Annotated in this window: 19 protein-coding genes; 13 read left to right on the forward strand and 6 right to left on the reverse strand. The window is 70.5% G+C overall.

The window, feature by feature from the left end; all coding sequences use genetic code 11:
• The first annotated feature begins 156 nt into the window (after positions 1-156).
• Positions 157-981 (forward strand): DUF427 domain-containing protein, encoded by an 825-nt coding sequence (locus tag OIE74_RS00590; protein ID WP_329377204.1) that lies wholly within the window; start codon positions 157-159, stop codon positions 979-981.
• A 22-nt stretch (positions 982-1,003) separates the two neighbouring features.
• On the opposite strand, the gene OIE74_RS00595 is transcribed toward OIE74_RS00590, so the two are convergent.
• Genes OIE74_RS00595 through OIE74_RS00610 form a run of 4 tightly spaced genes read right to left on the reverse strand, consistent with a single transcriptional unit; the run spans position 1,004 to position 4,794 of the window.
• Entirely contained in the window at positions 1,004-2,488 is a 1,485-nt protein-coding gene (locus OIE74_RS00595) for a flavin-containing monooxygenase (protein ID WP_329377207.1), read from the reverse strand.
• Complete coding sequence (locus OIE74_RS00600; RefSeq protein ID WP_329377208.1) at positions 2,488-3,066, reverse strand: carboxymuconolactone decarboxylase family protein; 579 nt, start codon at positions 3,064-3,066, stop codon at positions 2,488-2,490. The genes OIE74_RS00595 and OIE74_RS00600 overlap by 1 nt, the downstream gene beginning before the upstream one ends.
• A complete protein-coding gene (locus OIE74_RS00605; protein ID WP_329377211.1) occupies positions 3,063-4,001 on the reverse strand; it encodes a hypothetical protein in 939 nt (312 codons plus the stop codon). Before OIE74_RS00605 ends, OIE74_RS00600 begins: the two co-directional genes overlap by 4 nt.
• A gap of 10 nt (positions 4,002-4,011) precedes the next feature.
• Positions 4,012-4,794, reverse strand: coding sequence for an HpcH/HpaI aldolase family protein (locus OIE74_RS00610; RefSeq protein ID WP_329377213.1), 783 nt, complete (start codon positions 4,792-4,794; stop codon positions 4,012-4,014).
• Positions 4,795-5,064: 270 nt separating this feature from the next.
• Between OIE74_RS00610 and OIE74_RS00615 the strand changes: the two genes are divergently transcribed.
• The 12 genes from OIE74_RS00615 (at position 5,065) to OIE74_RS00670 (ending at position 16,165) form a co-directional block, all read left to right on the forward strand.
• Positions 5,065-5,850, forward strand: coding sequence for an IclR family transcriptional regulator (locus OIE74_RS00615; protein WP_329377215.1), 786 nt, complete (start codon positions 5,065-5,067; stop codon positions 5,848-5,850).
• Positions 5,851-5,963: 113 nt separating this feature from the next.
• Positions 5,964-7,007 carry an extracellular solute-binding protein gene (locus OIE74_RS00620; RefSeq protein ID WP_329377217.1) on the forward strand — a complete coding sequence of 348 codons (1,044 nt, stop codon included), beginning with the start codon at positions 5,964-5,966 and terminating at the stop codon, positions 7,005-7,007.
• A 5-nt stretch (positions 7,008-7,012) separates the two neighbouring features.
• Positions 7,013-8,725 carry an ABC transporter permease subunit gene (locus OIE74_RS00625; protein WP_329377219.1) on the forward strand — a complete coding sequence of 571 codons (1,713 nt, stop codon included), beginning with the start codon at positions 7,013-7,015 and terminating at the stop codon, positions 8,723-8,725.
• Positions 8,722-9,912 (forward strand): ABC transporter ATP-binding protein, encoded by a 1,191-nt coding sequence (locus tag OIE74_RS00630; RefSeq protein ID WP_329377221.1) that lies wholly within the window; start codon positions 8,722-8,724, stop codon positions 9,910-9,912. The genes OIE74_RS00625 and OIE74_RS00630 overlap by 4 nt, the downstream gene beginning before the upstream one ends.
• 40 nt (positions 9,913-9,952) lie before the next feature.
• Positions 9,953-10,894, forward strand: coding sequence for a DUF6282 family protein (locus OIE74_RS00635; RefSeq protein ID WP_329377223.1), 942 nt, complete (start codon positions 9,953-9,955; stop codon positions 10,892-10,894).
• Entirely contained in the window at positions 10,891-11,709 is an 819-nt protein-coding gene (locus tag OIE74_RS00640) for an N-acyl homoserine lactonase family protein (RefSeq protein WP_329377225.1), read from the forward strand. Before OIE74_RS00635 ends, OIE74_RS00640 begins: the two co-directional genes overlap by 4 nt.
• Positions 11,710-11,788: 79 nt before the next feature.
• Entirely contained in the window at positions 11,789-12,649 is an 861-nt protein-coding gene (locus OIE74_RS00645; RefSeq protein WP_329377227.1) for an SDR family NAD(P)-dependent oxidoreductase, read from the forward strand.
• Positions 12,646-13,650: an NAD(P)-dependent oxidoreductase gene (locus OIE74_RS00650; protein ID WP_329377229.1), complete on the forward strand. Its 1,005-nt coding sequence runs from the start codon at positions 12,646-12,648 to the stop codon at positions 13,648-13,650. The genes OIE74_RS00645 and OIE74_RS00650 overlap by 4 nt, the downstream gene beginning before the upstream one ends.
• A complete protein-coding gene (locus OIE74_RS00655; RefSeq protein ID WP_329377232.1) occupies positions 13,647-14,057 on the forward strand; it encodes a cupin domain-containing protein in 411 nt (136 codons plus the stop codon). The genes OIE74_RS00650 and OIE74_RS00655 overlap by 4 nt, the downstream gene beginning before the upstream one ends.
• Positions 14,054-14,443, forward strand: coding sequence for a carboxymuconolactone decarboxylase family protein (locus OIE74_RS00660; RefSeq protein ID WP_329377233.1), 390 nt, complete (start codon positions 14,054-14,056; stop codon positions 14,441-14,443). Before OIE74_RS00655 ends, OIE74_RS00660 begins: the two co-directional genes overlap by 4 nt.
• A complete protein-coding gene (locus OIE74_RS00665; protein ID WP_329377235.1) occupies positions 14,430-15,410 on the forward strand; it encodes an NAD(P)-dependent oxidoreductase in 981 nt (326 codons plus the stop codon). The genes OIE74_RS00660 and OIE74_RS00665 overlap by 14 nt, the downstream gene beginning before the upstream one ends.
• Positions 15,407-16,165 carry a carboxymuconolactone decarboxylase family protein gene (locus OIE74_RS00670; protein ID WP_329377238.1) on the forward strand — a complete coding sequence of 253 codons (759 nt, stop codon included), beginning with the start codon at positions 15,407-15,409 and terminating at the stop codon, positions 16,163-16,165. The genes OIE74_RS00665 and OIE74_RS00670 overlap by 4 nt, the downstream gene beginning before the upstream one ends.
• 43 nt (positions 16,166-16,208) lie before the next feature.
• Here OIE74_RS00670 and OIE74_RS00675 read toward each other — a convergent pair whose 3' ends face one another.
• On the reverse strand, positions 16,209-17,009 hold the full coding sequence (locus OIE74_RS00675; RefSeq protein WP_329377240.1) for an NAD(P)H-dependent oxidoreductase: 801 nt from the start codon (positions 17,007-17,009) through the stop codon (positions 16,209-16,211).
• Between the two features lie 316 nt (positions 17,010-17,325).
• Complete coding sequence (locus tag OIE74_RS00680) at positions 17,326-18,537, reverse strand: S8 family peptidase (RefSeq protein WP_329377242.1); 1,212 nt, start codon at positions 18,535-18,537, stop codon at positions 17,326-17,328.
• Between the last annotated feature and the right edge of the window lie 30 nt (positions 18,538-18,567).

The following is an 18,567-nucleotide window of genomic DNA, read 5'->3' on the forward strand; positions in this document are numbered from 1 at the left end:
CCTCTGCCTCCTCGTCGGGCTGCCTGGGCGGAGACAGAACGCGCGGTCACCCTCGCGTGTCCCGACTCTCCGGGACTCACCGCCTGCCCCGGGTCGTGCTGCGGGTCTGCGACGCTGACGAGGTCTCGTACCACCGCCTCCGAGCCAGGAGTACCCATGACGGACACCGCGCCGGGTCATCCCCGGCCGATCGCTCCGGTCGGCCATGTCGAGCCGGTCCCCCGGCGCATCCGCGCCTTCGTGGGCGGGCGTGCGGTGCTCGATACCGTACGGGCGCGGTACGTATGGGAATGGCCGGGCTACCCGCAGTACAGCATCCCGCTCGAAGACGTGGCCGAGGGCGCCCTCCGCGACGAGGAGCACGTCCAACGGCTCACACCGGGCACGGCCCGGCGGCACGCGCTGGTGGCCGACGGTGTCTCGCGGCCCGCCGCCGCGTGGGTGTGGGCCGACGACGCGCCAGGAGACCTCGCAGGCACGGTCCGATTCGAGTGGGACGCGCTCGACGCGTGGTTCGAGGAGGACGAGGAGGTCTTCGTCCACCCGAGGAACCCCTACACCCGGGTGGACGCGCTCCGTTCGAGCCGGCCAGTGCGTGTCGAGCGGGACGGCGTGGTGCTGGCGGACGCGCCCTCGTCGGTGATGGTGTTCGAGACCGGCCTGCCGACCCGCTACTACCTCGACCGTACGCACGCCGACCTCACGCGCCTGGTGCCCTCCGACACCGTCACCGCCTGCCCGTACAAGGGCCGGACGAGCGCCTACTGGTCGGCGGACACCGGCACGGCCACCCACAAGGACCTGGCCTGGTCCTACGACTTCCCGACCCGCCAACTGGCGCCCATCGCCGGGCTCGTCTGCTTCTACAACGAGCGGGTCGACACGCACGTCGACGGGACACTGCTGCCTCGGGCTGCCCCGGCCGACCGGGCGGCCTTCGAAGCGGCGCGTACCCGAACGGATACGAAGTCGGCCACCTGATCGAGGAGTTGCCGGCCGGGGCTCAGCGCCGGCGGAACGTCAGCCCGAGACGGGGCAGTGCCCGGCAGCGCAGGAAGTAGGCGAGATGTGTGCGGGGCCACTGGGTGACATTGGCTCCTGAGGGTGCGTGGTAGTAGTTGTTGCATCCTGCCTCCATCGCCGACGCGTGGCGGTCGAACTGGCGGTCCAGCCACCGCACATAGCGCTCCAGCGCGCGCTCCCGGGTGTCCACCGCCTTCCATCCGCGGCGGCGGACCTTACGGATGGCACGGGCGGCCACGTCTGCCTGGCGTTCGAGCTGGGCGATGATGGAGAAGCCGCCGTTGGTGTTGGGGCCGTACAGGATGAAGAAGTTGGGGAAGCCGGGCACGGTCACCCCGAGGAACGCCCGGGGGCGGTCCCCCCACGCCTCCTGGATCTCCCTGCCGTCCGTGCCCGTGACGGTGAAGGACGAGAGGAAGCGGGTGGGCTGGAATCCGGTGCTCAGTATGAGGACGTCCACTTCGTGTTCCTCGCCCCCGCTGTCCACCACGCCGGTGGCGGTGACCTCACGTACCGGGTGCGGCACCAGCGTCACATGGTCCTGATTGAACGCCGGGTAGTAGGTCGAGGCGTAGATCGGCCGTTTGCACCCCCACGGGTAGTCCGGGGTGAGCGCGGCGCGGGTGGTGGGGTCCTGGACGGACGTCTCCAGATACCGCAGGCACAGTTCCCGCATCCGCTTCTGGGCCCGGCCGCCGGCGTCGTACGCGCGGAAGCGCCGCGTCGATTCGTGGAAAAGCCGCAGCCGGTAGAGGCGCCGGTGGAGCGGGCTGCGCCGGAACCGGGCGCGTTCGGCCTCTGTGAAGGCGCGTTCGCCCTTGGGTTCCACCCAGCCGGGTTCGCGCTGGAAGACGTAGAGCCGTGCCGCGCTGTCCGCCACCACCGGCACGATCTGGACGGCCGTCGATCCGGTGCCCACCACCGCGACGCGCCTGCCCGCCAGTTGGACCTTCTCGTCCCATCGCGCGGTGTGGAAGGAGTCTCCGGTGAAGCCGTCGAGACCGGGCCAGTCCGGGTAGCGGGGCACGTTGAGCAGTCCTACGGCGCTGATGACGAACTGGCACCGGTACCCGGCGCCCCGTGCCGTCCGCACCCGGTGCCGGCCGCTCTCCTCGTCCCAGGTCACCGACTCCACGCGGGTCCCCAGCCGGAGCCTGGCGCGGAGCCCGAAGCGGTCGAGGACCGTCTCGGCGTATCGCTGGAGCTCCGGCTGGGTGGCGTGGGTGCGGGGCCAGTCGTGGTCGGTGAAGGAGAAGGAGTACGCGTGGGAGGGGATGTCCACCTCGCAGCCGGGATAGCGGTTGTCCCACCAGGTGCCTCCCGGGCCCTCGGACTGTTCCAGGATCACGAAGTCCTCGACGCCGGCCCGTATCAGTCTGACGGCGGCGGCGATGCCGCCGAAGCCGCCGCCGATGATGACGACACCGGTGGATTCGGGCTCGGACGCGGACTGTTCGGCACCCATCAGGTCCGCTCCTCTGCCGGCGGGCGGATGGCGTACACGCTCAGCTGGAGGGCGATCAGGGTGTAGAAGCCCACCAGGGTGGTGACTTCGAACAGACCCGGCGCACCGAGGACGCGGTCCGCCGCCGCGTAGTCGGCGTCGTCCAGGCCGCCGGTCTCCAGCAGTTTCCGGGCCACCTCGACAGCGGTCCGTTCGCGGGTGTCGGTGGTCTCCGGCAGGTGTCCCGCGCAGAGCGTCCCGGTCTCCGCCCCGGTCAGCCCCGCCCGGACGGCGGCCAACCGGTGGGCGTACAGCTCGAAGGGGCTCGCGTGGTGCTGTGCCACGGTCAGGATGACGGCCTCCCGGCAGCGGGCCGGCAGGGTCATGTCGTAGCTGATCGCCGCTCCGAGCTTCTCCAGCCCCGCCCCGAGCCGGGGCTGGAGAAGCCATGCCCGGGTGGGCCCGTTCAGCAGCCCGCGGTCGTCGAGGAGCGGGAACGCCGGCGGGTGCTCCGCACGCCGCCCGAGTGCGATCTCGTCGTGCAGGCTGCGCTGTTCGGCGGTGGGCGGTCCCGGCAGCGCCCCGTCGAGTCGGCTCATCGGGCCGGCTCCGGGTCGTCCGGCATCGGGTACTCGTCCGCGTTGAGCACCCAGCCCGCCATCAGGGAGAAGTCCCTGCGGGGCGGGGCGAAGAGGTCGATGAGGTGGTTGGTCTCCTTGCCCATGGCCTGGCTGGTGTGCACGACGGGCGGGGGTATCACCGTGAGGGACGGCGCGCCGCAGTGCTCGTGGTCGTCCTCCCGCCACTGCCCAAGGTCGGTGGTCCACGGCCAGCGCAGATGGTGGACGAACTCACCGTCGATGATCAGCGAGCACTGCTCGAAGTCGTCGTGGGAGTGGGGCGACATCTTGGTGGTGTCGCGGGGGCCGGTGCGCGGCCGGGGGGCGTTCACCATGAAGGAGGAGCAGCGGAAGATACGGAACGGCGGGTTCTCCAGACTGGGGACGTCCAGCCGGTAGGTGCGGACGCGGTACCCGCCGGCGGGCTCCGGCCAGGGGATCAGCGGTGCCACGTGGGGATGCGGCTGCTCGTACGAGCCGGCGTTGGCGGCTCTGGCGGCCAGTGCCTCGGACCGGGTGGTGGCGATCGTGACGGCCCGGCCGGTGCCGCGCAGCGTGAGGGTGGCGGGGCCCGGGGGCATGAAGGTGAGGGTGTGCCCGGAGACCTCCGTGCTCTCGCCGCCCGACTCGATCGTGGCGCCGACCGTGTCCTCGGGCAGGAGCAGGGCGTGCTCGTCGGGGCCGCCGGGGTGTTCGAGGACGGTCTCGCCGGTGATCTGGGTGTAGCCGGTCACCAGATGCTGGCTGCGGGCGTACCAGGTGTGGGCGTTGTCGTCCCGGGTGGTCGGCGGCAGTTCGTAGAACCGTACGTAGTCGGCCTCGGCGGCCTGCCGGGGGCTGTCGGTTCCGGTGCTCGGGCTTGCGGTCGGGGCGGTTCGCAGCGCCGACCGGGCGTCGCCGGGGTGGTAGACCATGGGTGTCCTCTCAGGACCGGGGTTCCGGGCGGTGTGTCTGGCTGCGGGCCTGCCGGCAGAGCCGGGCGGCGGCGTCGCCGAAGATGTGGGCGTCGTTGCTGACCATCACGTAGGAGAAGCCCTGTTCGGCGGCGCGGGCGGCGGCAGGGGCGTCCCGCACGGCAGTCCCGCAGGGAACACCACGGGCGGCGGCCGCTCGCAGCAGTTCGCCGGTGAGGCGTGCCAGGAGCGGGTCGCCCGGGGTGAGTCCGCTGGAGAGCGTGAGGTCGCCGGTGCCGAGGAAGACCGCGTTCAGCCCGGGGGTGTCGAGAATGGCCTCGGCGTTCTCCAGTGCGGACAGGTCCTCCAACTGCGGGATGCGCAGGGTCTCCTCGTCCCCGCGCCGCAGGTAGTCGGCGGTGCTGTACAGTCCCCAGGTCCCGGCGCGGGAGGTGGTGCCGAGTCCCCGTGTCCCACGGGGTGGGAAGAGCATGGAACCGACCGCTTCGGCGGCCTGTTCGGCGCTGCTCACATGGGGGACGAGGATGCCGTCGACCCCCATGTCGAGGACCCGTTGTATATGACTGCCGCCGCGGTCGGGGACGCGTACGAGCACCCGCATGCCGAGACCGTGGGCGACGGTCGTCGTCCGGTAGGCGGCCTCCAGTGTCATCGGGCTGTGCTCCATGTCCACCACGACGAAGTCGTAGCCCGCGTGGGCCAGCAGTTCGACGGTCTCCAGGGCGGGGATTTTGATCCAGGTGCCGATCAGTGGCGGGCCGGCCGATTCGCCGAGTCTTTCGAGCATGCGCATGGACCGCGCTCCTTCGTGAGTGAGGGGCGGCTGCCTACCCGTTGCGACGACAGTGCGTTGCGCGATACGGGATGTGCATCCTGGTATGCGGAATGCAGTGAAGCTAGGATCCGCCGCGCTCCGCTGTCAAGGGGTTGATATGCGCCAAAGAAACATTCTCGAAAACTGGCAGACGCATTGACAGCGAGGGACAGGGGCGCTTTAAAGTCCGCTGTACCGCATAGTCGAACAGCGAAACCACAATGCGGAACAACTTCGAAGGAGACCTTGATGGCCTCTGCGCAGCGGGAGTCCTCCACCACCGGGACCGAGTCCTCCACCGGGGACATCCAGGTGATCGCGCGCGCCGTTCAGGTCCTCAGACTGCTCAGCGGGAGCGAGACCATCGACCTCGCCACCGCCGCGCAGGAACTGGGGGTCGGGAAGTCAACCGCCCATCGCTATCTGGCGTCCATGGAGAACCACGGACTGCTCCAGCGCCGCGATCGCACCTCGTACGAGTTCGGCGCCCTGCTGGCCGAGCTGGGGACCACGGCCCTCTCCCGGCTGGGGGTGATCGACCTCGCCCGCCCGATCATGGAAGAGATCAGCGTCCATGTGCGGCACACAGTAGTCCTGGGGATCTGGAACGGCCATGCCCCCGTCGTGGCCCAGGTCTGCGAGGACTCCGGCCGTACCGCCCACGTGTCGATCCGGGTGGGCAGTGTGCTGCGCCGTTCCACGGCCCAGTCCGTGGTCTTCCGGGCCTTCCGCGACGAGTCCTTCCACCGCTTCCGGCCCGGCGCCCAACTGGCGGACGCGACGGAGGACGAGCTTGCGGAGGTGCGCCGTACCGGTATCGCCGTCCGCGCCAGCGTCGACGAGGGAGTACGGGCTGTGGCGACCCCGGTGCGGGACGCCAACGGCCTGGTGGTGGCGACTCTCGCGGTGGTCGGGATCTCGCAGTTCGTTCCGGAGCGCAACGACAGTCCTGTCGCGAAGGCCCTGCTGACCGGCGCCGCGACGATCCAACGAGAGATGAGAAACCCGCTCGCACACGACGTGGAGACCGGCTAGTACCGGCGCGGTCCCCCGGCCCCGGCCGGCGGACCGCGCGAGATCCCCGTGACCACGGTCTGCTCCAACGGGTGTGGGACACAACGGGTGTCCCACACGAGAAAGGCTAGATCATGAGGACACGCTATTTCCTCGCGCTGGTCACGGCGGGAACCCTGACACTCACGGCCTGCGGCTCCGGCAGTGGATCCGACGACGACCGGACGCTGACCTGGGCCAGCACCGGAGGACAGTTCCAGGAGGACGAGAAGACAGCCCTCCAGGAACCGTTCACCGCGGCGACCGACACCGCCTTCAAGAACGTCAGCCCCGCCGATCCCGCGCAGGTCCGCGCCATGGTGAAGTCGGGGCGGACCATCTGGGACCTGGCCAACATGAGCTGGATCTACGCGGGCGCCTACTGCGGCACGTTGTACGAGAAGCTCGACCATCCCGATCTCGACCGGGACCTCTTCCCCAAGGGCACCACCGGCGACTGCTTCGTCCCCACCTACCGGTTCGCCAATGTCTTCAGCTACAACGAGGACCTCTTCCCGGGCAAGAAGCCCAGCACCATCAAGGACTTCTTCGACACCAAGGGGTTCCCCGGCAAGCGCATCGTCTTCGACTACCCGAAGAACGGACTGCTGGAAGCCGCGCTGGTCAGCGATGGCGTCAAGCCCGATGAGCTCTACCCGCTCGACGTGGACCGCGCGTTCCGCAAGCTGGACACCATCAAGAGCCAGCTGATCTTCGCCCCGAGCTACGGTGCGGTCCAGCAGATGCTCGTCGACAAGCAGGCGAGCATGGTCATCACCGTCACCGCCCGTGCCATAGCCGCCGCCGACAGCGGGGCCAACCTGAAGGCGGTCTGGGACTTCAACACCACCGACATCGGTGCGCTCGTCATCCCCAAGGGCTCCCCCCGGAGCAAGCTGGCGCAGGACGCCATCGCGTTCGCTGTCGAACCCGAGCAGGCCAAGGAGTACGCCAAGCTCACCGGCACCGCCCCGGCCCGCGTCGACATCGACATCAACTCCGTCGACTACTCCGACCGCCAGAAGTCCTTCAACGCCTTCCTGCCCGACCGGGGCCGGCTGACCGAGCAGAGCAAGGAGTGGTGGATCGAGCACACGGACGAGGTGCTTGAGCGCTGGACCGAATGGAAGGTCGGCTGACCACCATGACGACCCGAGTCACCCCGCGCCCGGCCCCGCCCACGCGGCGTCTCGCGCGGGGGACCCCCGGGCGGGAACGCGCCTCCGGGCTGCTGCTCCTGCTGCCCGCGCTCATCGCCCTGACCCTGCTGTTCGTACTGCCGCTGCTGAACGTCGCGTTCCAGAGCGTCACCGAGCCCGACACCGGCCTCGGCAACTACGCCAGGCTCTTCACCGACGGCTACACCCTGGGCGTGCTCGGGCGGACCCTGTTGGTGGCGCTGGTGGTGGCGGTCGTCGGACTCCTCATCGCCTACCCCTACGCCTACGCCATGACGCTGGTCGGCCCCGCCGCGCGGGCGCTCATGGTGACGCTGGTCCTCGTGCCGTTCTGGACGAGCATGCTGGCCCGGAACTACGCCTGGCTGGTGCTGATGCAGGACGGCGGCCTGGTACAGCGCCTGCTGCGGCCCTTCGGTCTCGGCGACGTCACCCTGCTGGGCAGCACCACGGGCGTGGCGGTGTCCATGACCCAGGTGATGCTGCCCTTCCTGGTGCTTCCGATGTACAGCGCCATGCAGCACATCGACCGGCGGCTGCTGGACGCGGGCCAGAGCCTGGGCGCCAGTCGCGCGCGGGCCTTCCGGAAGATCTATCTGCCGCTGTCCATGCCCGGGGTGGTCGCGGGCACCTCGCTGGTCTTCGTACTCGCCCTCGGTTTCTATGTCACACCGGCGCTGCTCGGCTCGCCGCAGAACGCCATGATCGCGCAGATCATCAATGTGCGGACCCGGGACCAACTCGACTTCGGCGGCGCCGGCGCGATGGGAATCTTCGTCCTCGTCGTCACCCTCGTCGTCCTCGGCCTCGCCCGCCGGCTCACCGGCAACCAGGCGTCAATCGCCGGGCACGGCGTGGCCGGTGCGGGCCGGCCTGCCGACGGCCGCGGGACCGGAATGCGGCCCTGGCTCAAGGTCTACACGGGGCTGGCGGCCGTCGTCCTGGCGACGCCCACCCTGGTGGTGATCCCGATGAGCTTCTCCTCGGGCACCACGTTCCGCTTCCCGCCCGACGGCTGGTCGCTGCGCTGGTACGAGAACCTCGCCACCTCGCCCGCCTGGACCGAAGCGATCGTCAACTCGCTCCAGGTCGGGCTGGTCACCACCGTCGCGGCCACCACGCTCGGTACGGCCGCGGCACTGGGCCTGGCCCGGCTCGGCCCGCGCGGCCGGGGCGCGCTCACCGCACTGCTGCTCTCCCCGCTGATCGTGCCCAACATCCTCGTCGCCCTCGTGGTCTTCGCCGCCTTCCTGCGGCTGGGCCTCAACGGAACCCTCGCGGGCATCATGCTCGCGCACACCGCCATGGCACTCCCCTATGTGGTCATCGCCGTCACCGCCCGGCTCCAGGGCATGGACCCACGGCTGCGCAGCGCCGGGGCGAGCCTGGGCGCCGGACCCTTCTCGGTGTTCCGCCGGATCACCCTTCCGCTCGCCCTGCCGGGCATCCTGTCCGGCGCGGTGCTGGCGTTCGTCACCTCACTGGACGAGGTCGTCGTCGCCCTGTTCCTCCAGGCTCCCGGCGCCTTCACCCTCCCGGTCCAGATGTTCAACAGCGTGACCATCCAGATCGACCCCACCATCTCGGCCGCCTCCACCGTGATGGTCCTCCTGGTCAGCATCCCGATCCTGCTCGCCCAGACAGCGGGCGTACGCCGCGGAAAGGCGGGCAAACGGTGAAGTTCCCCGATTTCGGCAGGACAGCCAAGGCTCCGTACGAGCCGGGCGGCGGCGCGCCCGCCGCCGCTACCCTCGCGCCCGGTACAGCCGAGCCCGGTACACCCGAGCCTGGCCTCTCCACCGCGGGCGGCCGGATCGAACTCGTCGGGCTGACCAAGCAGTACGGCTCCGGCGGCAACGCCGTGGACGACGTCAGCCTCGACATCGCCCCGGGCGAGTTCATCACCCTGCTGGGACCCAGCGGTTCGGGCAAGACCACCACCCTCAACATGATCGCCGGCTTCACCAGGCCGACCGAGGGCAGCATCCTGCTCAACGGCCGCGACGTGTCGGCGCTCCCCTCGCACCGGCGGAACTTCGGCATGGTCTTCCAGAACTACGCCCTGTTCCCGCATCTGACGGTAGCCCAGAACATCGCCTTCCCCCTGCGCGAACGCAAGGTGGGCAAGGAGGAGACGGCCCGCCGGGTGGCCGAGGTCATCGAACTCACCGACCTGGGCGGTCTGGAGACCCGCCGCCCGGACAAACTGTCCGGAGGACAGCAGCAGCGCGTCGCGCTGGCCCGTGCCGTGGTGTTCTCCCCCAGCGTCCTGCTGCTCGACGAACCGCTCAGCGCGCTGGACCGCAAACTGCGCCAGTCGCTCCAGCGCGAGATCAAGCGCCTGCACGACGAACTGCGGCTCACCTTCGTCTTCGTCACCCACGACCAGGACGAGGCGATGACGCTGTCGGACCGCATCGCGGTCTTCCACGAGGGGCGCCTGGAACGGGTGGGTACCCCGGCCGCCCTCTACCGGGAGCCGGGAACGCACTTCGTCGCCCAGTTCCTCGGCGAGTCCAATCTCTTCGCCGGGACCTACGAAGCCGGCGTCTACCGGTGGCAGAACGAGAACTGGCGGGCCCCGGATCCGCCCGCCGCGCCCGCGGCCTCTCTCCAACTCGTCGTCCGGCCCGAACTCCTGGGAGTCACCCCCAAACCCGATGACGTACCGACCGGCCGCAACACCACGGAGGCTCATGTCGCCGACGTGTCGTTCTACGGCACCCACGAACGCGTCGAGCTGACCTACGGCGACGGGACATCCGGCTGCGCCGTGCGGCCCGCGGGCGCCACACCCGAGGTCCGGGCGGGCGACACCGTCATCGCCCACTGGCGGCCGGAGGACCAAGTCCTCGTCAGGCCCTGACCTTTACCCAAGGAGTTCCCACCAGCACCAAGGAGTTCCCATGAGCATACCGAACGATCTGCTGGATCCCGGGCTCGACGGCGACCGGCTGACACCCGACGACGAGGCGGACGCGCTGCTGCGCGGCGCCGTCGACCTGCACCAGCACCCGGGCCCCAGCCCTTTCCCCCGGCGCATGAGCATTCTCGACGCCGCCCGCGACGCGGACTCCCTCGGCTTCCGGGCCATCGTCGCCAAGTCCCATCACCACAGCATGGTCACCGACATCCTGGCCCTTCGGCCCGAGGGACTCGCCGGTCTCGGTGTCCAGGTATTCGGCGGCATCGCGCTGAACCGCACCGTGGGCGGTCTCAACCCCTACGCCGTGGAGCTGGCGCTGCGGATGGGCGGACGGATGGTGTGGTTTCCCACGCTCTCCTCGGCCGCCCATATCGACCACCACCGTGAGCACGACACCGGCTTTCCCACCAGCGAGGTCGAGTTGCGGCCCAACGAGGTCATCCGGATCACGGACGGCGAGGGCACCGTACTCCCCGAGGTGCGCGACATCCTCGATGTCATCGCCGGTGAGGACGCGGTGCTGACGTGCGGTCACCTCGGCGTCGACGAGGCGCACATACTTATCGACGCCGCCCAACAGGCGGGAGTACGGCGCATCGTGGTCAACCACCCCTGCTTCGTGGTCGGAGCCCCCGTCGAACAGGCCGCGGAGTGGGCACGCCGGGGCGTCTTCATCGAACACTGCGCGGTGATGTACTTCGGGCGCCCGGAACGCCGCCGCGACCTCGGCGAACTGCTCGCCTTCATCCGGGCCGCAGGCCCGGAGCAGACCGTGCTGTCGTCCGACTCCGGCCAGAAGGTGAACCCTCTGCCCGTCACTCTCTACCGTAGGGCGGTCCGCGCCCTCCTCGACGCGGGTGTGCCCGAAGCCGACATCGTCAAGATGACGGGCGGCAACGCTGTCGGGCTGCTGTTCCCGTGAACGGCCCCCCGACAGCGCGGACTTCGGCCGACTCGGTCTACGAGGTACTGGCCCTGCGCTACGGAACCAGAACCGGCTCCCGCGCGGAGATCTACCTCAACCACGGCATCTACGGCGAGCCCGACAGCCCGCTGGACATGGACTACTACGTCTGGGTGGCACGCAACCACCACCGCACCGTCGTCATCGACACCGGATTCAGCCGGGCGGCCGGAGCGCGACGCCTGCGCACCGCACTGGCTTCCCCCGTCGAGGCGCTGCGCCGGTTCGGCGCCCGGCCCGAACAGGGCCCGCTCATCGTCATCACCCACGCGCACTACGACCACATCGGCAATCTGGCGGCCTTCGACCAGTCGGAAGTCGTCATCGCACGGGCCGAGTTCGACTTCTGGACCGGCCCGTACGCGCGGCGTGCCCAGTTCGCGCACTCCGCCGAACCCGAGGAGACGGCGCACCTGGCGGAGATCCACCGGCAGGGCCGTACCACCCTGGTGGACCACCGCGCCACCGTCGCTCCGGGGATCGAGGTGCTGGTCGTCGGCGGGCACACACCGGGCCAGTCGGTCGTCCTGGTCGACACCCCCGGAGGCCAGGCCGTTCTCGCGTCGGACTCTCTCCACTACTACGAGGAACTGGAGCGGGACCGGCCGTTCGCCTTCGTCGCGGACCTGCCCGCCATGTACCGCGGCTTCGATCTGCTCGCGGAACTCGCCTCGGGACCTGGCAGGGTCCTCGTTCCCGGCCATGACCCCGAGGTCGCACGGCGGTTCGACGCCGTACGCGGCGCGGAAGGTCTCGCGTACCGCATCGCCTGAACCGCGACCCCCGCTCGTCCGAACCAACGCGGCGGCACACGGCGGCTCTCTCCCACTCATCAGAAAGGCAGGCACTGTCATGGTCCCCAGCCCACCGGAAGGCGGCCCCCCGCGGGCCGGAGCGGCGCCGCCAGGCCCGCTGAGCGGAAAGGTCGCCGTCGTGACCGGCGGCGGCAGCGGCATCGGTGCCGCGAGTGCCCGGCGGCTGTCCCACGACGGCGCCCGCGTCGTGGTGGTGGACCGCGACGCCGCCGGCGCCGAGAAGGTCGCGCGGGAACTGCCGGGCGAGGCAGTGGCGGTGACCGCCGACGTCTCCGAGGAAGCGGGAGTGGAACGTTACGTCCGGGTCGCCGTCGAGCGGTTCGGCGGGATCGACCTGCACCACCTCAACGCCGGTGTCGTCGGCTCCCTCGAACCGCTGCCGGATCTGTCCGCCGACGACTTCGACCAGGTGATCGCCGTAAATCTGCGCGGCCCCTTCCTGGGCCTGCGTGCCGCGTTCCGGCGCTACCGGGAACAGGGCACAGGCGGTTCCGTCGTCATCACCGGTTCCATCGCCGGGCTGCGCGGCAGCGACGACCTGCTGCCGTACCAGGCGTCGAAGTACGGCGTCCGGGGGCTGGTGGAGGGCGGCGCCGTCTACGGTGCCCCGCGGGGTGTCCGCGTCAACTCCGTCGCGCCGGGACTCGTACCGTCCGGCCTGTTCGCCGCGGCCTCCGGTCCGGGGGCGGGCGGCGACATGGAACGGCGCGCCCGCACCACCCCGATGCGCCGGGTCGGCACCCCGGAGGAGATCGCCGCGGTGGTGGCGTTTCTGCTCGGCGACGAGGCCGCCTTCGTGACGGGCACCACGGTGTCGGCGGACGGCGGGGCCGGCGTGGTCAACACGGTGCGCCCCTCGGGCGGAGCCGGCGCCTGGACCCCGGCGGCGCCGCGATGACGGGGGCCGCACCGGCCCGGCGGGTGGTCGGTTTCATCGGACTGGGCAACATGGGCGGCCGGATCGCCCGGCGCATCACCGACGGCGGCGAGGTGGTTCTGGGCCACGACCGCGATCCCGTACGGGCCGCGGCGGCCGGCGCGACACCGGTGGCCTCGGTGGCGGACGTGACGCGCCGCGCCGACGTACTGCTGCTGTCCCTGCCGGACTCCACCGTCGTGGAGTCGGTGGTCGAGGGCGCCGACGGCATCCTCGCCCACGGCAGACCGGGGCAGATCGTGGTCGATCTCAGCACCGCCGCGCCCGCCTCCACCATCCGTCTGCACCAGGCACTCGCCGAACGCGGTGTCACCTATCTCGACGCGGGAGTCTCGGGCGGCGCGGCCGCCGCGGAGCGCGGCACCCTCACCGTGATGGCCGGCGGGCCCCAGCGGCTGCTGGACGAACTGGCCTGGCTCTTCGGTCTGTTCGCGTCCCAGGTGTTCTCCATGGGGACACCCGGCTCCGGACATTCGGCGAAGCTGCTGAACAACTTCCTCAACGCCTCCGCGCTCGCCGCCACCGCCGAGGTCATGGTCGCCGGGCGCAAGGCCGGACTGGACCTGGCGAAGCTGCTCGACGTCCTGAACGCGGGCAGCGGTGTCAACTTCGCGACCCTGAACCGCTTTCCGCACATCATCCGGGACGACTACCTCGAAGGCGGCCTCACCAGCGACCTGATGATGAAGGATGTCGTGCTCTACGTCGAACATCTGCGGCAGCTCGGCGTCCCCACGCTCAACGCGTCAGGCCCACTGGCCTCGTTCGGACTGGCCGCCGGACTCGGCTACGGACAACGGATCAGCAACCGGGTGACCGACGCCATCGGCGACCTGGCCGGCGGCGTACGGCTGTACGACACGGGCACGGAAGCGGACACCGGCGCGGACACGGACGCGGAGACAGACGCGGACGCGGACGCGGTGACCGACATCGGCACGGACGCGGAGCAGACCGCGTGATCATCGTCAGCGGCCGGGTGGCCGGCGCCCCGTCCGAACGGCGCGAAAGCACCTTCGACGGCACGGTCTGGACCGACCCCGTGCTGCCCACGACCGACGGGACCACCATCAACCAGGTCTTCTTCGCGCCCCGTTCACGCACGCACTGGCACCGGCACGAGCGCGGCCAGATCCTCCACATCACCGCGGGCCACGGCTGGATCGGCACGACGGACGGCGAGCCCCGGCCGCTGGAGACGGGCGACACCGTCTGGATACCGCCCGGCGAGACCCACTGGCACGGCGCCGGGCCGGACAGCTTTCTGCTGCACCTCGCGATCTCGCTGGGCACCACCGAGTGGCTGGACCCGGTCACCGACACCTTGTACGGCCCCGGCGGGCGGACACCCAAGGAGAGCACCCGATGAATCAGCACAACCAGCGGTACGAAGAGGGGCTGCGCATACGACGGGAGGTGATGGGCGCCGCCCACGTCGAACATTCGATGGCCGCGGCCGACGAATTCACCCTGCCGGTACAGGAGATGGTCACCGAGTTCTGCTGGGGCGGGCTCTGGAGCCGCGAAGGGCTGGACCGCAAGACCCGCAGCATGCTCAACCTGGTCATCCTGGCCGCACTCAACCGCAATCACGAACTCGCCGCGCATGTGCGCGGTGCCGTGACCAACGGCTGCACGGAGACCGAGATCCGCGAAAGCCTGCTGCACACCGTCATCTACTGCGGTGCCCCTGCCGGGCTGGAAGCGTTCCGCGTCGCCGACAGCGTCCTGGAGGAACTCCGTGACCGGCCCTGAGCCCGCGGCGGTGATCGGTTTCCTCGGCCTGGGCGGCATGGGCGCCCCGATGGCCGGCCGCCTCGCCGCCGCCGGTCACCAGGTGCGCGGATACGACACCGCCCCCGGCACCCGTGCCCGGCTCGCCGCGGGGAAACACGGTGTCGAGGTGGTGGACAGCGCCGAGCAGGCGGTACGGGGCGCCGACACCGTCGTACTGATGCTGCCCGACTCCACCGCCGTGGACCGTGCCCTGCTCGGCGACGGCCTGATCAGCCGGCTGGAGCCCGGCACTCTCGTCATCGACATGGGCTCGTCCGAACCGGCCCGGACCCGGGAACTGGCCGCGTCGGCCGCCGGACACGGGGTGAGCCTGATGGACGCCCCGGTCTCCGGCGGGGTCCTCGGCGCCCGGCAGGGCACGCTCACCATCATGGCAGGCGGCACCGAGGAGCAGCTGGCGCAGGCCGGGCCACTGCTCGGCGTGCTCGGTTCCAAGGTGACGCACGTCGGTCCGGCCGGCGCGGGGCACGCGCTCAAATCCCTCAACAACCTGATGTCCGCGACGCATCTGCTGATCACGTCCGAAGCGCTGCTGACCGGCGCGGCCTTCGGACTGGACCCCGCGACCATGCTGGAGGCGGTGAACGGCTCCAGCGGGCGCAGCGGCTCCACCGAGGTCAAATGGCCACGGTTCGTCCTCGGCCGCGGCTTCGACTCGGGCTTCGCGCTGCGGCTGATGCTCAAGGACATGCGCACGGCCACCGGTCTCGCCGCGGCCACCGGCACCCCGTCCGTCCTCGGCGAAGCCGCCGTAGCCCTGTGGGAAAGCGCCGCCGGCCGGCTGCCCCTCGACGCCGACCACACCGAGATCGTGCGCTGGCTGGAGGAGTCGCGGGAGAGGGCCGAGCAGGAGGAACACGACAACGCCGAGGCGGATGAACTACGACGACCCGCGGACGCATCGACGGAAGGCGGCCCTTCATGACGCTCACCACTCGCCAGCAGCAGGTCAAGGACGATTTCCGCAGGATACGTGGGACCTGGGGCCCGGCCTGGGAGAGCATTCTGCGGCTCGATCCCGATTTCCTCGAAGCCTATCTGCGGTTGTCCGCCGTCCCCTGGCGCAGCGACCATCTCCCGCCGAAGGTCAAGGAGTTCATCTACATCGCGGTGGACGCCGCCGCCACCCACCTCTACGAGCCCGGCATCCGCCAGCACGTGCGCGCCGCCGTCGCCCACGGCGCGACCGCCGAGGAACTCGTCGAGGTGCTGGAGCTGACCAGCACGCTCGGTATCCACGCCACCAACATCGGTATCCCGCTGCTGCTGGAGGTCCTCACCGAGGAGGGGCTGCGCACCGGGCCGGCGCCGTTGGACGAACGGCGCCGCCGGCTCCGCGAGGACTTCACCGAACGGCGCGGCTATTGGCACGAGTTCTGGGACGGCCTGCTGGAGGTGGACCCCGAACTGTTCGAGGCGTACCTGGGGTTCTCCTCCGTCCCGTGGGACAAGGGCGTACTGGAACCCAAGGTGAAGGAGCTGATCTACGTCGCCTTCGACGCCTCCGCCACCCATCTGTACGTCCCCGGGCTGAAGCTCCACCTGCGCAACGCCGTACGGCACGGTGCGACCACCGGGGAAATCATGGAGGTGCTGGAGATCGCGAGCGTGATCGGCATCCACACCGCGACGGTGGCCGCGCCCATCGTGGAGGAGGAACTGCGCGCCGCTCACGAGTGAACACCGGGGCCGGCCTGCGGTGTGCGTCAGCCGCGCGGCGGGGTCATCCGTCGTGTGCCAGGTGGATGCCGAGGTCGGTGCGGCCGGGAAGAAGGGCTTCGTGCAGTGCGCGGGTGCCCTGGTAGTCGCCGTCGCGCAGGCGCCGGAACCGCCGGGCCGGCTCGGCGTCGACGGTCCCGAGCCTGTCGCGCAGGCGCTGGGCCTCCCGGTCGACACCGGCGGCGTCCAGGGTGTCGGCGTCGTGGATCACGTGCAGGTCGAGCGTTTCGATGCCCACGTACCAGAGAGTGCCGTGGGTGAGGGGGAACAGCAGGGAGTCGAGGTCGCCACTGATGCCGCGCGGGCCGATGGAGCGTGCGTCCTCGCCCGCGGTCACGACGATGAGCGCCCTGCGTCCGACGAGGCCGCCGTCGCCGTAGCGGAGGGGCAACCCGTTCTCGGCATCGAGGTCGCCGTAGGCGAACCCAGCCGTGAGCACCCGGTCGAGCCAGCCCTTCAGGATCGCCGGTGGCCCGTACCACCACAGGGGGAACTGCACGATCAGCAGCTCCGCCGCCGCGAGCTTGGCCTGTTCCTCGCGCACCTCGGCAGGCAACTGCCCACGCGCGTACGCCTCGCCCGCCTGCTCGGCCATGTTCCCCGGCTTGTCGGCGAACTCTCCGAGGTCGCGGCCGCTGAGTACGGGATCGAAACCCTGGGCGTGCAGGTCGGACGTCATCACCTCGTACCGCGCGGACAGTGCCTGGGTTCCCTCCCGGAAGAGGCGGTCGTTCAGAGAGCCTCCGCGGGGGTGCGCGTACACCCACAGGGCGGAGCCCGGCTTCGGCGGATGTGCGATCGTCATGACGCTTCCTTCTCCGTGTCGTGTCGTTCGTCGGTCGTTCGTCGGTGGTGACGGCGAGTTCGCTCATCCTGCCCTCTCGCCTTTATCTACCAACAGTAACCTACCATTAGTATCTTAGGGCGGGCCACCCGGAGACTCCTCCGTGCGGACCGCACCGGTGTGAGCGCCTCACGCGGGCCGGGGACCCGGACGTGGGAGACGTTCTGTCCCACGCCCGGATCCCCGGTCGTCGTGCGTCGTGCGTCGTGCGGCGTGCGGCGTGCGGCGTGCGGCGTGCGGCGTGCGGCGTGCGGCGTGCGGCGTGCGGCGATTGTCGTTACGGGACGAGCTTGAGCAGCTTGTTCGGGGAGCCGGTCCCTACGCCCGTGATGACGTTGGACGTCGCGCCGCTGACCAGCGCCGTGGCGACGGCCGCCGGGGACGCGCCCGGGTGGTTCGTCAGATAGACCGCGGCGGCGCCCGACACGTGCGGCGCGGCGAAGGAGGTGCCGTCGCCGGTGTAGGTGGCGCTGTCCGAGGTGTTCCAGCCCGCCGTGATGCTTGAGCCGGGCGCGAAGATGTCCACGGTGGGGCCGTAGTTGGAGTACGTGGCCCGCGCGTCCGTCCTGGTGGTGGCGCCGACGGTGATCGCGGTCGACACCCGGGCGGGCGAGTAGTTGGACGCGAGCGCGCCGGAATTGCCGCCGGCGATGGAGTACGTGACGCCGGACGCGATGGATCTGCGCACCGCGTCGTCCAGCGAGGTGCTGGGCCCGCCGCCGAGCGAGACGTTGGCGACGGAGGAGGCGACGTGGTTGGCGGTGATCCAGTCGACGCCGGCGATGACCCCGGCGGTCGTACCGGAGCCGTTGTTGCCGAGGACACGCACGGCGACGATCTTCGCCTTCTTGGCCGCGCCGTAGGTGGTGCCGGCGACGGTCGTGGCGACGTGCGTGCCGTGGCCCGCACCGTCCTGGGCGGTGGCGTCGTTGTCGACGAAGTCCCAGCCGTACGAGGCCCGGCCGCTGATCTCCTGGTGGGTGATGCGCACGCCGGTGTCGAGAACGTAGACGGTCGTGCCGCCGCCGGCCGAGTCCGGGTAGTTGTACGTGCCGTTCAGCGGCAGGTTCGGCTGGTCGATACGGTCCAGCCCCCAGGGCGCGTTGGTCTGGGTGGCGGTCGAGTGGACCTTCTGGTCCTGCTCGACGGTCGCGACCGCGGGGTCCGCGGCGAGCCGCTTGGCCTCGACGCCGCTGAGGGTGGCGGCGTAGCCGTTGAGTGCCGACGTGTAGGTGCGCTTGATCTGGCCCCCGTAACCCGCTATCAGCTTCTTGCCCTGGGCTGTTGACGCCTTGAGTCCGGCCGTCTGCTTCAGGGTGACGATGTAGCTTCCGGGCACTGCCTCGGCCGCACCGGCGTGCAGGATCCGGCCTTCCGCCGGGGCGGCCTGGGCGGGTGCGGCCAGGCCTGCGCCGAGTACCGCCGCCAGGGTCGCCGCGGTGGTGATCGCCACGGCGGCCCGCCGCTTGGTGTCGCGTACTGCTGCCATCGAGAGGGTCCTCCTCGGACGGTGGCGCGC

The sequence above is a fragment of the Streptomyces sp. NBC_01716 genome (genome assembly GCF_036248275.1).
Classification (GTDB): Bacteria; Actinomycetota; Actinomycetes; order Streptomycetales; family Streptomycetaceae; genus Streptomyces.

What these genes read in the sequence shown, in the direction of transcription:
- OIE74_RS00590 (WP_329377204.1), top strand. Translation starts at nt 157, where the DNA reads ATGACGGACACCGCGCCGGGTCATCCCCGGCCGATCGCTCCGGTCGGC.
- OIE74_RS00595 (WP_329377207.1), bottom strand. Translation starts at nt 2,488, where the DNA reads ATGGGTGCCGAACAGTCCGCGTCCGAGCCCGAATCCACCGGTGTCGTC.
- OIE74_RS00600 (WP_329377208.1), bottom strand. Translation starts at nt 3,066, where the DNA reads ATGAGCCGACTCGACGGGGCGCTGCCGGGACCGCCCACCGCCGAACAG.
- OIE74_RS00605 (WP_329377211.1), bottom strand. Translation starts at nt 4,001, where the DNA reads ATGGTCTACCACCCCGGCGACGCCCGGTCGGCGCTGCGAACCGCCCCG.
- OIE74_RS00610 (WP_329377213.1), bottom strand. Translation starts at nt 4,794, where the DNA reads ATGCGCATGCTCGAAAGACTCGGCGAATCGGCCGGCCCGCCACTGATC.
- OIE74_RS00615 (WP_329377215.1), top strand. Translation starts at nt 5,065, where the DNA reads ATGGCCTCTGCGCAGCGGGAGTCCTCCACCACCGGGACCGAGTCCTCC.
- OIE74_RS00620 (WP_329377217.1), top strand. Translation starts at nt 5,964, where the DNA reads ATGAGGACACGCTATTTCCTCGCGCTGGTCACGGCGGGAACCCTGACA.
- OIE74_RS00625 (WP_329377219.1), top strand. Translation starts at nt 7,013, where the DNA reads ATGACGACCCGAGTCACCCCGCGCCCGGCCCCGCCCACGCGGCGTCTC.
- OIE74_RS00635 (WP_329377223.1), top strand. Translation starts at nt 9,953, where the DNA reads ATGAGCATACCGAACGATCTGCTGGATCCCGGGCTCGACGGCGACCGG.
- OIE74_RS00645 (WP_329377227.1), top strand. Translation starts at nt 11,789, where the DNA reads ATGGTCCCCAGCCCACCGGAAGGCGGCCCCCCGCGGGCCGGAGCGGCG.
- OIE74_RS00650 (WP_329377229.1), top strand. Translation starts at nt 12,646, where the DNA reads ATGACGGGGGCCGCACCGGCCCGGCGGGTGGTCGGTTTCATCGGACTG.
- OIE74_RS00660 (WP_329377233.1), top strand. Translation starts at nt 14,054, where the DNA reads ATGAATCAGCACAACCAGCGGTACGAAGAGGGGCTGCGCATACGACGG.
- OIE74_RS00670 (WP_329377238.1), top strand. Translation starts at nt 15,407, where the DNA reads ATGACGCTCACCACTCGCCAGCAGCAGGTCAAGGACGATTTCCGCAGG.
- OIE74_RS00675 (WP_329377240.1), bottom strand. Translation starts at nt 17,009, where the DNA reads ATGACGATCGCACATCCGCCGAAGCCGGGCTCCGCCCTGTGGGTGTAC.
- OIE74_RS00680 (WP_329377242.1), bottom strand. Translation starts at nt 18,537, where the DNA reads ATGGCAGCAGTACGCGACACCAAGCGGCGGGCCGCCGTGGCGATCACC.